This window comes from Pleomorphomonas sp. JP5 (assembly GCF_023721815.1).
Taxonomy (GTDB): Bacteria; Pseudomonadota; Alphaproteobacteria; order Rhizobiales; family Pleomorphomonadaceae; genus Pleomorphomonas.
The window spans coordinates 1-16628 of sequence record NZ_JAMDLI010000011.1 but is presented as its reverse complement, the minus strand read 5'-3'; the positions used below and the strand labels follow the sequence as shown (position 1 = coordinate 16628).

14 protein-coding genes are annotated in these 16628 nt (G+C 54.4%); all 14 read left to right on the top strand.

All coding sequences use genetic code 11. The annotated features are described in order from the left end of the window. The first annotated feature begins 35 nt into the window (after positions 1-35). The 14 genes from M4J40_RS17150 (at position 36) to M4J40_RS17085 (ending at position 16373) form a co-directional block, all read left to right on the top strand. Positions 36-1433, top strand: coding sequence for a phospholipase D-like domain-containing protein (locus tag M4J40_RS17150; protein WP_251755644.1), 1398 nt, complete (start codon positions 36-38; stop codon positions 1431-1433). Positions 1434-1793: 360 nt separating this feature from the next. After that, positions 1794-2357, top strand: coding sequence for a dTDP-4-dehydrorhamnose 3,5-epimerase (rfbC, locus tag M4J40_RS17145; protein WP_251755643.1), 564 nt, complete (start codon positions 1794-1796; stop codon positions 2355-2357). Positions 2358-2408: 51 nt separating this feature from the next. Next, positions 2409-3473, top strand: coding sequence for a dTDP-glucose 4,6-dehydratase (gene rfbB / locus M4J40_RS17140; RefSeq protein WP_251755642.1), 1065 nt, complete (start codon positions 2409-2411; stop codon positions 3471-3473). Continuing rightward, positions 3470-4360 (top strand): dTDP-4-dehydrorhamnose reductase, encoded by an 891-nt coding sequence (rfbD, locus tag M4J40_RS17135; protein ID WP_251755641.1) that lies wholly within the window; start codon positions 3470-3472, stop codon positions 4358-4360. The genes rfbB and rfbD overlap by 4 nt, the downstream gene beginning before the upstream one ends. A gap of 59 nt (positions 4361-4419) precedes the next feature. After that, the gene (gene rfbA / locus M4J40_RS17130; RefSeq protein WP_251755640.1) at positions 4420-5295 is read left to right on the top strand and encodes a glucose-1-phosphate thymidylyltransferase RfbA; all 876 of its coding nucleotides are present in this window, start codon (positions 4420-4422) and stop codon (positions 5293-5295) included. A 424-nt stretch (positions 5296-5719) separates the two neighbouring features. Continuing rightward, positions 5720-6223, top strand: coding sequence for a transcription termination/antitermination protein NusG (locus tag M4J40_RS17125; protein WP_251755639.1), 504 nt, complete (start codon positions 5720-5722; stop codon positions 6221-6223). Between the two features lie 237 nt (positions 6224-6460). Beyond that, complete coding sequence (locus M4J40_RS17120; protein ID WP_251755638.1) at positions 6461-7420, top strand: NAD(P)-dependent oxidoreductase; 960 nt, start codon at positions 6461-6463, stop codon at positions 7418-7420. A 174-nt stretch (positions 7421-7594) separates the two neighbouring features. Beyond that, a complete protein-coding gene (gmd, locus tag M4J40_RS17115) occupies positions 7595-8725 on the top strand; it encodes a GDP-mannose 4,6-dehydratase (protein WP_251755637.1) in 1131 nt (376 codons plus the stop codon). Between the two features lie 2 nt (positions 8726-8727). Further along, positions 8728-9690 carry a GDP-L-fucose synthase gene (locus M4J40_RS17110; protein WP_251755636.1) on the top strand — a complete coding sequence of 321 codons (963 nt, stop codon included), beginning with the start codon at positions 8728-8730 and terminating at the stop codon, positions 9688-9690. A gap of 1 nt (position 9691) precedes the next feature. Then, on the top strand, positions 9692-10897 hold the full coding sequence (locus M4J40_RS17105) for a glycosyltransferase family 4 protein (RefSeq protein ID WP_251755635.1): 1206 nt from the start codon (positions 9692-9694) through the stop codon (positions 10895-10897). Between the two features lie 293 nt (positions 10898-11190). Next, positions 11191-12531 carry a lipopolysaccharide biosynthesis protein gene (locus M4J40_RS17100; RefSeq protein ID WP_251755634.1) on the top strand — a complete coding sequence of 447 codons (1341 nt, stop codon included), beginning with the start codon at positions 11191-11193 and terminating at the stop codon, positions 12529-12531. Beyond that, positions 12528-14030: a hypothetical protein gene (locus M4J40_RS17095; protein WP_251755633.1), complete on the top strand. Its 1503-nt coding sequence runs from the start codon at positions 12528-12530 to the stop codon at positions 14028-14030. Before M4J40_RS17100 ends, M4J40_RS17095 begins: the two co-directional genes overlap by 4 nt. A 52-nt stretch (positions 14031-14082) precedes the next feature. Then, entirely contained in the window at positions 14083-15150 is a 1068-nt protein-coding gene (locus M4J40_RS17090; protein WP_251755632.1) for a glycosyltransferase, read from the top strand. Between the two features lie 65 nt (positions 15151-15215). After that, entirely contained in the window at positions 15216-16373 is a 1158-nt protein-coding gene (locus M4J40_RS17085; RefSeq protein ID WP_251755631.1) for a glycosyltransferase family 1 protein, read from the top strand. Positions 16374-16628 lie beyond the last annotated feature (255 nt).

Below are 16628 nucleotides of genomic sequence, written 5' to 3'. Positions count from 1 at the left end.
CATCGCGCGGCTCCAGCTTGAGGGGAGGGGCGTCGTTGGCCTGGACCGAGCATCTGGCGGTCGTCTACTTCCTGGTCGAGTGGTCGATCCGTCTGGTCATGGTGGTGGTGGTGCCTCTGCGGCGTCCGCCCGAAGCGGCGCGCAGTTGGCTGCTCCTGGTATTCTTCCTGCCGTTGCCGGCCTTGGTTCTTTATCGCCTGATCGGCCGTCCGCGCTTTCCCGCTTGGCGGCAGCAGCGTTTTGCCGAGGCCGTCGTTGTCCGCAGGCGCGTGGCGACGTCCCTGCCGCGACCTGCCAGGTTGGTGCCTGGAATCGCCGACCTCGCGGAGCGGCTCGGCGAATTTCCTGTGACGGGCGCCTCAAGTCTGGAACTGATCGGCGACTATGAGCAGTCGATCGATCGACTTGTGGCCGATATCGACGCGGCGGCGGTCAGTGTTCACCTGCTGACCTATATCTTTGCCGACGATGCCACAGGCAGGAAGGTCGCTGCCGCGCTCGGCCGTGCCGTTCGGCGTGGTGTCGAGGTTCGAGTGCTGATCGACGCCATCGGATCCCGCCCCTGGGCCAAGCGAACTCTGGCCATGCTTGGAGCCGAAGGCGTGCAATGCCGGCTTGCCTTGCCGGTTCGCTGGTGGACGACTGTGCGGAGGGCGCGGGCCGATCTGCGCAATCACCGCAAGATCACGGTAATCGACGGCCGCCTTGCCTATGTCGGCTCGCAGAACATCGTCGATCGCGATTTTCGTCGTGGCATCGTCAACGACGAACTTGTCGCCCGCCTCGAAGGGGCCGCAGCGGCGACCGTGGCCGGTGTCTTCGCCAGCGATTGGTATCTCGAAACCCGTGAGATACTGCCGGCCCCACCGGTGTCGGAAGAGGCCCTCTCTCCCGTTCAGATCATGCCGAGCGGGCCGGACTACGGCGTGCCGGGCTTCGAGCGTCTTCTTGTCGCCCTCATCCACGCCGCGAAGACGCAGGTCACGCTGGTCAGTCCCTATCTGATACCCGACGAGGCGTTGCTCGCGGCGCTCCAGACGGCGGCCTATCGCGGCGTCGTCATCGATCTCGTGGTGTCTCGCGTGGTCGACCAGAGGCTGGTTCGCCTCGCCCAGCGCTCGTTCTACGACGAGCTGATGTCGATGGGCGTGCGCATCCACCGCTATCGCGACCACCTGCTGCACGCCAAGCACGTCTCCATCGATGGGCGGATTGGCGTCATCGGCTCGGGTAACGCGGACCTCCGGTCATTCATGCTCAACGCCGAGGTCAGCATGCTGCTCTACGACCCCGCGCATGTGGCGGATCTGGTCGCCAGGCAAGCCGAGTGCATGGCGCAGAGCGACCGCCTGGATCTTCGGGAGTGGCGGCGTCGGCCGATGGTTGTGAGTCTTGCCGAAAATCTGGCGAGGCTGGTCAGTCCGTTGCTTTGAGCTGCCGTGGCACCCGGCTTCCCCCGGGTTCAGGCTGGTCGAGAATGCCGATCCGCCGAGTGGACCCGCACCATCAAGTAGAAGGCAACATCCAACGACACTCGCAGGAGAAAGCCGGCCGTTGGAAGCAGAAGAGGCATTTCTGATCCTGCCAACTCAAGGCCGGGGACCGGGGCCTACCCTGGGGTTGGCATGCCTTGTATGTGATGAATGGAAACGAAGACAAAGGCGAGGCGCAACCTTGGCGCGACATGTCGTCGAACAGTCATTCCAGAGGTGGAAGCCTGTACCGAAGATCGTTGACGCCACCACCTGTCGGGTAGATGCATTGTCAACCAATAGAGCTACCAAAGAAGTCAGATGAAGTTCAACCATACCTCGTTAAGCGGTCTGGTGACCGTCATTCCCAAGCGCCACGGTGACAGTCGCGGTTACTTTGTGGAGACGTTTCGCGAGGACCTGTTTGCGTCTGCCGTCGGTCCTGTTCATTTCGTCCAGGACAACCAGTCGATGTCGGCCGAGGTCGGCACGGTGCGCGGCCTGCATTTCCAGCTGAACCCGAGGGCGCAGGGCAAGCTCGTCCGTTGCCTCGTCGGCGCGATCCTGGACGTCGCCGTCGACATCCGCAAGGGATCGCCGACCTACGGCCAGCATGTGAAGGTGGAGCTCTCGGCCGACAACGGCCATCAGCTCTGGGTGCCGCCGGGTTTTGCACACGGGTTCTGCACGCTCGAGCCCAATACCGTCATCGCCTACAAGGTGACCGACTACTACAGCCCCGAGCATGATCGCGGCCTCAGCTGGAACGATCCGGCGCTCGCCATCGATTGGCCGGTGGCCGAGGACAAGGCGATCCTTTCGGCCAAGGACCGGGTGCAGCCGCTTCTTTCAGAACTCGATGCCGATTTCGTCTACGCCGGCTGATCGTCCAGCCGGCCAATTCCTTTTTGCCATTCTCCGACGCAAGGTGGTTTCATGCGCGTTCTCGTCACCGGCGGCGCCGGCTTCATCGGATCGGCGGTCGTCCGCCATCTCGTGCTCGTCAGGGGCTACGAGGTGCTCACCGTCGACAAGCTCACCTATGCCGGCACGCTCACCTCGCTGCGCGCCGTCGACAACCACCCGAACCACCGTTTCCTCAAGGCCGACATTTGCGACCGCCAAGCGATCACAGAAGCCTATGACAGCTTCCGTCCTGACCGGGTGATGCATCTCGCCGCCGAAAGCCATGTCGACCGCTCGATCACCGGCGCCCGCGACTTCATCGAGACCAACGTCATCGGCACCTTCACCATGCTGGAGGCGGCGCGCCATTACTGGAGCGGCTTGTCGGCTGAGGATAAGGTCGCCTTCCGCTTCCTGCACGTGTCGACCGACGAGGTCTATGGCTCGCTGGGGGCGGAAGGGCTGTTCACCGAGAAGACGCCCTACGATCCCTCCTCGCCCTATTCGGCCTCGAAGGCGTCGTCCGATCACCTCGCCAAGGCCTGGCAGCGCACCTATGGACTGCCGGTGGTGGTCTCCAACTGCTCCAACAACTATGGCCCCTATCACTTCCCTGAGAAGCTGATCCCGCTGATGATCCTCAACGCGCTCGAGGGCAAGCCGCTGCCGGTCTACGGCAATGGCGCCAACATCCGCGACTGGCTCTATGTCGAGGATCATGCCCGCGCCCTCGACCTGATCGCCGAGCGTGGCCGCCCCGGCGAGACCTACAACGTCGGTGGTCGCAACGAGCGCAAGAACCTCGACGTCGTCCAGCGGATCTGCGCGTTGATGGATCAGTACCATCCGGCCGGAGCACCGCACGACCGCCTGATCACCTATGTCGCCGATCGCCCCGGCCACGACGCACGCTACGCCATCGACGCCAAGAAGCTGGAGACCGAACTCGGATGGAAGGCCGAGGAGAATTTCGACAGCGGCATCGACAAGACGGTTGAGTGGTATCTCGTGAACGATTGGTGGTGGGCGCCGCTGCGCAAGGGTTATGACGGCAGCCGCCTCGGTCTCCTGAAACCGGAAGAGGTGAAGGCATGACCCGCCGCATTCTGGTGACCGGCACTGAAGGGCAGGTGGTCGGTTCGCTCGTCGAGAAGACGGCCGGGCGCGACGACATCGAGCTCATGCTGATCGGCCTGCCCGAGCTTGATCTCACCGCCACCGACAAGATCGCCCCGGCGATCGAGGCGCTGAAGCCCGATGTCATCCTGTCGGTGGCCGCCTACACGGCGGTGGATGCCGCCGAGGGCGACGAGGCAACGGCGCTTGCCGTCAACGGCACGGCGGTGGGCGAGATCGGCAAGGCCGCCGCCCGTCTCGGTGTGCCGGTGGTGCATCTCTCCACCGACTACGTGTTCTCCGGCGACAAGCCCACCCCTTATGTCGAGACCGATCCGACCGGGCCGCTCAGCGCCTACGGCCGCACCAAGCTGGCTGGCGAGCTGGCGCTGGCCGCCGCGACACCGAACCACGCCATTCTGCGGACGGCCTGGGTTTACTCGCCCTTCGGCAAGAACTTCGTCAAGACCATGCTGCACCTCGGCGAGACGCGCGACAGCGTCGGCGTCGTCGCCGATCAGGTCGGCAACCCCACCTCTGCCCTCGACATCGCCGACGGTCTTCTCAAGGTGGCGGACAACCTCATCGCATCAAGCGACCCGACGCTGCGCGGCACCTTCCACATGACGGGCCACGGCGAGACGAGCTGGGCGGGCTTCGCGGCGGAGATCTTCCGCCTGTCGGCCGCACTCGGCGGCAAACCCGTCACGGTCGATCCGATCCCCACCAGCGCCTATCCGACGCCGGCGAAGCGACCGGGCAACTCGCGGCTCGACTGCGGCAAGCTCGAGCGACTGCACAGCGTACGCCTGCCGGACTGGCGGAGCTCCACCGACGAGGTCGTTCGGCGGCTGGTCGCCGGCTGACGATCTCGGCCCTTTGGCATTACCGGATTTGAGACAGGTTTTTTGAAGGAGTTCATTTGATGAAGGGGATCATTCTGGCCGGCGGCTCGGGCACGCGGCTCCATCCGATGACGCTGGTGACGTCCAAGCAGCTGATGCCGGTCTACGACAAGCCGATGATCTACTATCCCCTGTCGACGCTGATGCTAGCCGGTATCCGCGACATCCTGATCATCTCGACGCCGCACGACCTGCCGAACTTCCAGCGCTTGCTGGGCGATGGCGCACAATGGGGCATCTCGCTCAGCTACGCCGAGCAACCGTCACCGGATGGCCTTGCCCAGGCCTACATCATCGGCGCCGACTTCGTCGGCTCCGAGCCGTCCTGCCTGATCCTCGGTGACAACATCTTCTACGGCCACGGCCTCACCGACCTGCTCGCCAGCGCCGCCGCACGTCCCGAGGGGGCGACGGTGTTCGCCTACCACGTCACCGATCCCGAGCGTTACGGCGTTGTCGAGTTCGACGACACGATGAAGGCGCTGTCGATCGAGGAGAAGCCGGCCAAGCCGAAGTCTCAGTGGGCGGTGACCGGGCTCTACTTCTACGACAAGGCCGTGATCGAGATCGTCGCCAACCTCAAGCCATCGCCGCGTGGCGAACTTGAGATCACCGACGTCAACAAGGCCTATCTCGAGCGGGGCAAGCTCAACGTCGAGCTGATGGGCCGCGGCTACGCCTGGCTCGACACCGGCACGCCGGACAGCCTGCTCGAAGCCGGCGACTTCGTCGGCACCCTTCAGCGCCGCCAGGGCATCAAGATCGCCTGCCCCGAGGAGATCGCCTTCCGAAACAGCTTCATCGATCGCAACCAACTGGAAACGCTCGGCAAAAAGCTGGGAAAGAGTGAGTACGGAAAATACCTGCTGAACCTTGGCCCACTGCCCCGCCGCTAACGGCGACTGGCTTGCTCCACCGGAGATTGTTTGGCTGGATGTGGTTGACACTGCGCCATAACTGAAAGTACCATTAGCTATTAGTCGTAAGCGGGCTCAGTGCGAAGGCTCTCGCGCGAAGCTCTGTCATTGATGATCGAGTTCTTGATGTAGTCAATTTTAGGGTTATTGCTGCATTTTTGAGTTGAATTTAAAGCCCTATCGAGTTCAGGCCGGCCAAATCGGTGGTGTGCTTCTGTTCCTGAAAACTTATGCTCTCGAGAGATGGCGCGATAATTGCTTTTGAATTTATAGTGACCGCGATGGCTCTGCTGGAGTCTCATTTGGGATCAGTGGGCGCACGGTAATCGCAAAAAGGGGCCTTATGGAAAGTTTGTTGTCCCAAGAGGCTGCTGGCGTATCAGGGGCTGTTCCGGATCTGCGCATGGAGGGTGAGCTTTGGTTCGCTGCCATGACCCAGCCGCAGCGAGAGAGTGTCGCAGTCGACAACCTTCGCCGCCAGGGCTTCCATACATTCTCCCCCCTTGAAAAGGTGGTGCGCCGCCACGCCCGCAAGACGATTGCGACGACGGCGCCTGTTTTTCGGGGCTATGTTTTCGTGCGCATGGACCCGATGCGGGCGCGCTGGCGCTCCATCAACGGAACGCTGGGCGTCCGGTCCCTGGTGGCCAATGGCGCCACTCCACTGCCGATCAAACCGGGCGTCGTGGAAACCCTGGTCGCCTCGACCAATGACGAGGGCATTCTCGAGTTCATCGATCCGTTGCAGCCTGGAATGATAGTGCGCCTCAGGGCGGGGCCGTTCGCCGACGAGCTCGGTGTGATCGAACGGCTCGACGGCGGTGGCCGATTGGTGTTGTTGATGAGTTTGATGAGCGGCAAGGTACGCGCGGGTGTCTCCCGCGACATGGTTCTGAAGGTGGCCTGACCGCTGCTGGTTGATGCGTTGATAGCCTCCGTTCGAGGCGTGGGAGAACGATCCTGCGGCTGTTCGTATGTGGCGGTGAGGAATTTGATCCGCGTGAAGTGATTTCACCCGGAGTGCGGTAGCTTTTGTCTGGGTGGCTCCGCGTTCGATGCAGGGTTCTATCGAGCGTTTGAGCCGAGCTTGAGCCACTTGCAGGTCAATTCCATGGCCTCGCTTTGGGTGGCAAGGAGATCATCATTGGTCGACAAAGTGATTGTTTTTGGTGGTTCCGGCTTTATTGGAACGCATCTTACCCGACGCTTGGCAGCTGAAGGCATTCAGGTCGTCTCGGTAGATATCAAGCCGCAACGGGAAACGCTGCCGGGGGTCGACTATCGCATCGCCGATGTCCGCGACCTCTCAGGTTTCTGGGTGGACGGAGAAGTCGCTCGAATTTACAACTTTGCCGCCATCCATACGACTCCGGGTCATCCGACCCATGAGTATTATGAAACCAACATTCTGGGTGCCCTGTCGGTTACGGACTTCGCCGCTCGGAATGGCATTGGCGAGATCGTCTTCACAAGCTCCATCTCGGTCTATGGTCCGAGCGAGGAGATGAAGACCGAGCAAACGCCTCCGGCCCCGGAATCGGCTTACGGCTATTCGAAGCTCATGTCCGAGCGGATCCACCGCCAATGGTTTGAGGGTGCTTCGGGCAGAAAGCTGACCATAGTCCGTCCGGCAGTCGTGTTCGGCGGTGGTGAGGGCGGTAACTTCACGCGGCTGGCGACGCTCCTCAGGAAAGGGTTCTTCGTCTACCCCGGACGCAAGGACACGATCAAGGCGTGCATCTACGTTGAGGATCTTCTCGACGCGATCGAGTTTGCGCGAAGCAAGCCGGATCCGTTCATTCTGTTCAACGGCGCCTACCCGCAGCGCTACACGCTTGAGCAGATCATCAAGGCGATGATTGGCGGCCACTTCCCGAAAGCCCGCACCTTCATGGTCCCGAAAGCGCTGGTGCTTGCCGGTGCTCGATTGCTCAAGATGCTGGATGCCTTCCACATCGGAATTCACCCCGATCGCGTCATGAAGCTCGTGCGCTCGACCGACATTTATCCCGGATGGTTGACCTCCCAGGGGCGGAAATACCCCGACGCTATTGAGACGGCCCTGACGCGCTGGAGCGCCGAGAGCGGCGGAAAGTTCAGCTAGCGGCTCGGCTTAGCCAATTGCATCTGCCAGATGACAGTCAGAGGGACTTCTCGGAAGTTATTACTTCTAACAGATCTTTTAGAGTTACTGACTTGAATCTCGGCTCTATAGAGCCGAGTAATCAAATTCGCATCACTAGATCCTGACCGATTCTCTCTATTAAGTGAGTTAGTAATGAATACTACTTCCAAAGTCGCACTTGTCACCGGTGTCACCGGACAGGATGGCTCTTATCTCTCGGAGTTCCTAATTTCAAAGGGATATAAGGTCCACGGGATTAAGCGGCGCGCTTCTCTGTTCAACACCCAAAGGGTGGATCACATCTATGAAGACCCGCATGTTAGCAATGCGCAATTCAAGCTGCATTATGGAGATTTGACCGATACGTCAAATCTAACAAGAATTATTCAAGAAATCGAACCGGATGAGATATATAATCTTGGCGCGCAGTCGCATGTTGCCGTTTCTTTTGAAGCTCCGGAATACACAGCTGACGTTGACGCCATTGGCACGTTGCGACTTCTGGAGGCGATCCGCTTTCTTGGGTTGACTAAGAAGACGCGTTTTTACCAGGCGTCTACCTCGGAGTTGTTCGGTCTAGTTCAGGAGACTCCTCAAAGAGAAACAACACCATTCTACCCGCGCAGTCCTTACGCTGTAGCAAAGCTTTATGCCTATTGGATTACGGTGAATTACAGAGAGGCATACGGCATGTATGCCTGTAACGGTATTCTCTTTAACCATGAGTCCCCGCGTCGCGGTGAGACATTTGTTACGCGGAAAATTACGCGAGGCCTTGCCAATATAGCGATGGGGCTAGAGCCGTGTCTTTACATGGGGAATATTGACTCGATGCGTGATTGGGGGCATGCACGAGACTATGTACGCATGCAGTGGCTTATGCTGCAGCAGGAGAAACCCGAGGATTTTGTTATCGCTACTGGGGTTCAGCAGTCCGTTCGTCAATTCATCGTATGGGCGGCCGAAGACCTCGGCATAGCCTTGGAGTTCAAGGGAAAGGGTGTTGACGAGGTTGGTGTGGTCGCAGCGCTTTCAGGCGACCTAGCCCCTTCGCTAAAGGTTGGCGACGAGATTGTTCGTATCGATCCGCGTTACTTTCGGCCGTCCGAGGTGGAAACCTTGCTGGGAGATCCGGGAAAGGCAAAAGAGCGGCTCGGCTGGGTCCCCGAGATCTCAGCACGCGACATGTGTCGGGAAATGGTGACTGAGGATCATAAATCGGCTCAGCGATATGCTCTCCTCAAAAGGCATGGCCTCGACTTGCCGGTTAGTGTGGAGGGCTGAGCATGTCGTATGATTTGAAAGGAAAAAGGGTCTGGGTTGCCGGCCATCGCGGCATGGTCGGATCGGCAATCGCTCGGCGACTGAAGTCAGAGAGTTGCGTAGTCTTGACCGTTGATCGCAGCGATGTGGATCTTAAGGATCAGACAGCCGTTCGCACTTGGATAACCAAGGCTAGGCCCGATGCAGTGTTTGTCGCGGCGGCGAAAGTCGGGGGTATCCTTGCCAACGACACATACCCGGCGGATTTCCTCTACGACAACCTCGTTATCGAAGCCAATGTCATTGAGGGCTCTTTCCGAGCAGGTGTTGAGAAGCTGCTGTTCCTTGGGTCCTCTTGCATTTATCCGAAGTTCGCTCCGCAGCCGATTGTTGAGAGTGCACTGCTTACGGGCGACTTGGAGCCGACCAACGAATGGTACGCGATTGCCAAGATTGCCGGAATCAAGCTCTGCCAAGCCTACCGCAAGCAACACGGTGCCGACTTCATCTCCGCCATGCCGACAAATTTGTACGGCCCCGGCGATAACTTTGACCTTAATTCGAGCCATGTCATGCCGGCTTTGATACGCAAGGCGCACGAGGCGAAAACTCGCGGCGATAAGGACCTTACGGTTTGGGGTACAGGAAAGCCCTTGCGTGAGTTTCTGCATGTCGATGACTGTGCTGACGCGTGTGTGCACTTGATGAAGTGTTACTCAGATGTCGAGCATGTCAATGTCGGGTCTGGTGAAGACCTCTCAATCTTGGAACTCACAAGGTTGGTTTGCGAGGTAGTTGGCTTTAAAGGCGGCATTGTTCACGATCTGACCAAGCCGGATGGCACCCCTCGAAAGTTAATGAGCGCCGCTAAGCTAAGGTCGACGGGTTGGCGGCCCCTTATCGCGCTTGAGGAGGGGATTCGTTCTTCCTACAACTGGTATCTAGAGACCGGATTGCAAACTCAGCGGGTGCAAACGGGAGATTAAGGTGAATATTCTGTATCTCTCGCCGTACTTCTGGCCCGAAGAGATTGGGTCAGCCCCCTATTGTACGAAGCTAGCGGAGCATCTCGCAAAGATCGGTCATACTTTAGATGTTCGGGCCTTCCGCCCCCACTATCCGAATCCCTCTGTTTACCTAGACTGGGCAGACGGCAGTCGTGACCGTGAAATGTTGGGTAGCATTCGGATCCGTCGGACGAGAGTCTCTCCTCGTGGCTCAGGGGGTATCAAGGAGCGACTCAAAAACGACTGTCGCCTTCTATTTAACCTCCTAAAGGAAGTGGTTAAGTATCCAAAAGTTAAGCCAGATGTCATTATCGCCTATGTTCCAAGTATTATAGCGGTATATGGCGCGATGTTTTTAAAGTATTATGCGGGGGTTCCGTTATATCTGATTGTTCATGACATTGAGAGTGGGCTAGCTGGAAGCGTTGGTATTGCAAAAAATGGGCTGCTCTTGAAGGCGATGAGACTCGTAGAGCGATTTGCACTAAATAGTGCAGATTTAGTAACCGCTCTTACGGATGAGATGGCACAGGAGCTCAGAATTATGGGGTGTCGACAGCCGATTGATGTAATTCCAATCTGGACAGATCCTTTTGAAGAGTTACCGTTTCCTTCCTTTAGTCGCCCTGTAGTCACTTATAGTGGTAATTTTGGCAAGAAGCAGAACCTTGATCAACTTATCGGTCCGATGAAATTGCTAGATGTCAGGCGTCCGGACATCCGAGTCGTTCTGCGAGGTGATGGATCTGAAAAGGAACGAATAAGAAGTATAGTTTTAGATGAACTTAAGCTTAAAAACACGACCTTCGAAGGGTTAGCTCCCGCATCACGTTTTGGCCAGACGCTACAGGCTGCTCACATACATCTAGTACCACAAGCTCCAAGTACAGCGGATTTCGCCATTCCATCCAAGATTGTTAGTATCATGGCGGCGGGGCGACCGTTTATTTGCATTTCAGAACCAAACAGTTCTCTTGATAGACTTGTTACCAAAACCGCTGCAGGGCTCCGCGTTGAGCCTGGAAATGAGGATGCACTTTTCGAGGCTATAGATAAACTGACTTGCGATCCCGATTTAGCTACTAGTCTTGGTCGGAATGGGAGAAGCTATGTGTCAAATCATTTAAGCGCAGAAAGGAACTTAGCAAAATTTGTCAATAATATTGACTTCTTAACCGGAAAATGATAAGGATACGTATCCTTGAATTATATTAATATTCTCTTTTATCTAAATAATTATTGTTAATTACTCATTTGTTATGGTTATGATTGAGCATTAAATGCTGGTGATGACAGATATAGAGTGTAGTCAGCATCAGACGCATGAGGCGTCAATCCTAGATTCGGATGAAATCGAGGCGCGAGCAGAAACTACAAATTCGTCTAGGATGAAATATATTCTATAATACAGTATTCGCCGTCTTCTAAATATGACGAATAATAATTAGTCCTTTTGATGTGGGTAATAAGAGGAATGGTATGGTACATGCCAAAGTGACGGCATTGATTATGTTGACTACGCGTACTGTCGGCGCAACTGTTGTGGCGCATGTAGTCAATCAGATCGTTATAATCCTCACGCAACTGGTGATTATTCCAATCATAGCGTCGAAGTGGGGCTCAGTGGGTCTAGGTGCGTGGATGTCCATGACGGCGCTCCCTACCTATCTCACAATTTCGGATTTTGGCTTCACATACTCGGCCAAGAGCGACATGTCTGTTCGCATGATGGCGAATGATGTTGTTGGAGCCAAGATAACCTCAAGTAGCACACTTATGCTTCTTGTCACCTCCCTATTTGTGGCGGCTGTCATTTACGGAGGGAGTGTTTACGCGCTCAACTGGCAAGGCATATTAAACCTCCAGTCGGTCACACTCGAAGAGATTCGTTGGGTCCTCATTTTGGGCCTGGTGCAGGTCTGCTTCTTCCAGCTCTTTTTGCTCTCTGCTGCCGCAATTCGTTCGTCGGGGCGCCCGGCTCTGGAGGCATCGCTAGATGCTGTAGCTCGCGGTATGGAGACCACCGCTTTGGCTGTAACGATTTTCGCGGGTGGCGGATTTGCTGAAGCAGCGATGGCTTGGAGCTTCACCCGTGCGGCGTTTACGATTGCCGTCTGGATATGGTTATATGTTACCGTGCCGCAGTTAATGCCCGGTTTGCGTTGGGTACGATGGGAACGCATAAAAGAGCTCTCTCATCCCTCGGCCGCCTATATCGTTATTCCACTCGCGAATGCGATACTCATTCAGGGGGTCGTCATCCTGATTGGGATTATGGCCGGCCCCCTAATGGTCGCTGGCTACTCCGTCGCTCGCATCATAACCCGCATGGGCGTTTCGGCTGCAAACGTGTTGAACTACGCCTTTACGCCACAATATTCCTATCTGATAGGAAGAAAATTATGGGGTGACCTTCATGCTTTGTATAAAATACATGTGGGACTTATAGTTATCGGGACGGTATTGTACGTTCTAGCGGTTGTATTACTCGGAGAGCATGTCGGTAGAGCACTTTCTCATGGGCAGGTTGAAGTGTCAGATGTTGTACTATTATTTTTGATGTTTGCTGCTGTGTTCGAGATGTTATGGACCCCTAGTCTTTCATTTGCTTCGGCGTCGAACAAAGTTGGAGACTTCTCAGTCTTATTGTTAATAGATGTGATTTTTTGCATTTGTCTAGGATGTTCTTTGTCGATTTGGTTTGGCGTTGAAGCATTCTCTTTTTCAGTCGCGCTATGTCACTTTTTTATGTTTGTTTATGCAATGAAAAAATGGTCGATAGAGAAGAAGAAATATGGTGAGAGGGAAATATCAGAATGATGAGTGTCTCCCTTGTCGATCCGAATGCTGATCACAGTGTGGCTGTGATGGGGATGGATACGTTCGAAAGGCGGATGCGGAGCTTCTATCGTCTCGTTGGGTTGTTTATCGTCATTATGGGGGGGGTGTCATCGGTTCTTGACTTCAATTTCGTATTCCTAATAACGTATATATTTTTCGGGATGGCTACATTTTATTTTTCGAAAAAAGTAAAAGATATGGCCATGTTGCATTTAATACTCCATCCATCAACTCTATATTTGTTTACAACGATGATATTCGCTTTAGGAAATGGCAACGTTTCTCTGATGGGGCTTGTAAACAAGACCTCGAGCTCGGCAGTTATTTTTATTTATCAAACAGCAATTATCCTCGCATACGTTATATATTGTGGAGTAGTCTCTTGGAGAGGTCGTTCTTACATAACAAAGCTCGGGAGAAAGTTTAGGTTTACTAAGACGGTGATATTTTCAATTGTCATAATTGTCCTCTACTCGATTGCTGAGAGCGAGAAAATTGTTGGCATAACATCGGCAAAATACGCCATACTTGCAGTATATCTTACGCTATGCGTAGCTCTCTATGAGAGAGCTAAGGGGGGGAATAAGAAGATACTGATTTTCATTATTTCAATAACCTGTACACTGCTGATTGCTGCGTTAGTGAATCGTAGGAGTGGTGTGTTTGTCGCCATTTTGGTGTGGATCATTTTGTACGTATACTCGGCCCGCCGCCTAATTACGCTCAATGCCATCGGGCTAGTATTTCTGGGTTCGTTTGTGTTGAACGTTGCGACCAACTCGTTCATCCAAGTTCGTACTGATTACCAGATGGGAAGGTTGACGAGCTTTGGTTTGTCGACGTTGGAAGCCGCCCTAGATCCGCAGAATGTCCTTTACTCGATTCCATTTCTGTCCTCGACGGAGCGTGTATTCTCGTTCTCCGAAAGGAGTAATAAGAATTATTCCGAACTACTAGCGAGTAACGGAACCGAACAGGACTTGTCGATCGGATCGCGACTATCGCTGTTCGCGCGCATGGACATTGTGACGGGGCGGCTAGGTACGGGCGTTGTTCCTGATTGGAGTAGACTCGGCCTTATGACTCTAAGTGCTTTGCCAGATTATGGACAGGACAAACAATTACTTGTTTCAGATCAAATAATATGGGGGCTTGGCCTGTTGCCAAAAGAAGTAATCGGACGTCCGTTAGTAACGGTGGCGGGTGAGCTTTACGCAGTTGGCGGTTTTCTAGGTATGTTCACAGTAACATTAATTTCATTCTTTCTGATATTTGTAATATTTCATATTATACGACTTCAAATCGGGTATTGTATCGAGTATATTATATGTTGTGTTGCTGCAACATATAATATAGCATTCACTGGGACTTCGGTAGATATGTTTCTTTTGATATTGAGAAACTCTATTATAATTATATTTCTTATTTACCTTTTTAAGGGTCTTTTCAAACCAGAAAGAGTGCCTGGGAATGCATAGTATGACCCGTATTCTAGTCATTGGGACGCACGAAGCGCGACACCAACCTAGCATGTCGCAGTTTGCCGCGTGGCTTGAAGCTGCATTGACCTCTGAGTTCTCATGCAAGGTGTTCAAATGCCCGTGCATGTTGTATAATAGAAAGACAAGGAATTTGGTTTTCGCGAAATATTTATATTACTTTGATCAGTTTATTATTGCGACTATATATATTTTTGTTGCGCAGTTTTTTGTGTCCTTGGTGGTAGTTGCTGACCATTCAAATGCACCGGCGGCGATGCTGGTGGCAAAACGTAAGTTGGTTATCATGCTGCACGATACGATAGGGATGCGGCGTGCATTCGGTCTGCTACCTGGCTACCCGAGGACCGGCGGACTCGGGCGCCAGCTCCAACGATGGACCATATACTGCTTGAAAAGAGCGCGGCTCATAATGACGAATCCAGGCCCCCTTGTGGAGGAAATGCTGCTATTCGGCATTGTTGCGCCGGCGTCTTATGTTGGCTGCGTATTTGACGCCGACAGAATGCTCGGGGAGGAGTCCGTATGCCCCTTGGCAGAGTTGCAGAGTAAGGAGTTCGCGCTTTTTGTGGGCCTTGATGTGGCGCACAAGCGACAAAAGCAGCTTATCAGGACCTGGAGCGAGATCAATCGCGCTCGAGGTCGTGAGATTCTACTAATAATGGCGGGCGAAAGCTCAGAGGAAACGCGGGAGTATGCTGATGAGATCGAAGCGAGAAACGTTCGATTCTTGCGGCATTTACCAAACTCTTCAATCCGATGGCTATATGAGAACTGCCTCTTATTTTCAACAGCAAGCGAATATGAAGGGTTCGGTCTTCCCATATTGGAAGCGATAGCATTTAACAAACCAGTCTTCGTCTCGTCCGAAACGCCGTTTTTCAGGCAACTATTCGGTAAATGCGTTCGATCCGTTATCGACTTTAATCACCCCAATATTCAGGAATTGCTGCCTCTGATCGGAACGCCGAACGACGAGCATTATCGAGAAGAGCGGGATCGGATACTTAGAGAATACTCGTTCGAGAATTTTAAAAAACGAGTGCTAACCGCGGTCGATATCGCATTGAGTGATGAGTCTGTGCGCAATCGCGAATAGGCGCGCGATTCGCGGCAGAGTGTCGTGGTGGTGTCATAATAGGGCATGAGTTACGGAAAGAGGCCATGGCAAAGACGGTTGTGATTCCACTCCATTTCATCCGTCATGGGGCGGTAGGCGGAGTCGAGAATGCGATATACAATTTGGTCGAGGGCCTTTCCTTGGCGGGAACGCAACTTCAATTGGAGGCCTCCGGTCAGGTTCTGCTGTCATCGGACTTCGTGACCGCATGCAATGCTCGGCCGAACATTCGCCTCACCATTCGTGATGCAATACCTCCGTGGGCGGCGAAACGGCTGACGCCGCGTTTCGCTCGGTTTTTCGAGGAGTGGCAATTTGCTCGCGGATTATCTGGCTATTCTAGTGCAACAATCTTTCCTAACTACTTTACTCCACCCAGTCGAATGTCTCGTTGCGGCCAACGTGTGTGTATCGTCCATGACCTACAACACCGACACTTCCCACAGTATTTTTCCGCATCTAAGCGGCTTTGGCTAGAGATGGCTTTGCGTTCTACATTTAGGTTTGCCGATAAGGTCGTATTTATCTCGAAGGCTGTCCTAGACGATGCGCGTAGGGAGTATCCACAGTTCTCGTCAGAGCGGTGGGTATCAATTCCAAATGCTGTATCTTGGGCGCATTTCGGGGCTCCTGATTTAGTTAGTCCATACGACTTTCCCTACATTTTGTCGGTTTCACACCATTACCCTCACAAGAATATCGAGACATTAGTTCGCGCTTTCGCAGAAATTGCGACGCGATTTCCTCATCACCACCTGGTTCTGGCTGGTCAGATACGTGACCGCTTCACTATGTCCTCTTTGGGATATGGAATGAGTCTTGATGAACTCGCTATGTCTCTTGGCCTGTCCAACAGAATCCACGTCACGGGTTACGTTCCTTCTCAGAGGCTCGGTACGCTTTATCGCCACGCCGAGTGCTTTGCTCTGCCTTCACTATTTGAAGGATTTGGCTTGCCTGTCATCGAGGCGATGGGGCTTGGTGTGCCCTGTATAGTTTCAGGCATTCCGGCTCTTGCAGAAGTAACACTAGGTCACGCACTCTCGGTGGCGGATCCGTTAAGCGTGACGGAATGGAGCGAAGGACTGTCGATGATTTTAGCTACTCCACGTGACGAAACAAGGCTAAAGCGGGTGGCTGCAGAAGTGTTTGATACGTACCGTCCCGAAGTTGTAGGGGCTCGATTTATGGAGCTTTTATAGTGGTTTTTTAGGTCGATCGATATTCAGACATTATTCTAAATTTCTTGGTAAACTGATCTCGCCCTGTTCCGGGGGCAGATAAGCGGATGTCGTATGGCTCTGGTCTTTGAGTCATCTTCTCGTATGTAGGCTGCAACGCGGCCTGTGCCGTTCCACCAGCTGTCCTCTTAGGCTTCATTCCGTGCAATACTAGCATAGGGAGGAAGCAACATGGATGCCCCGGAGAAAGTGGCGCGTCAGCGCCTGAGCGTTCTG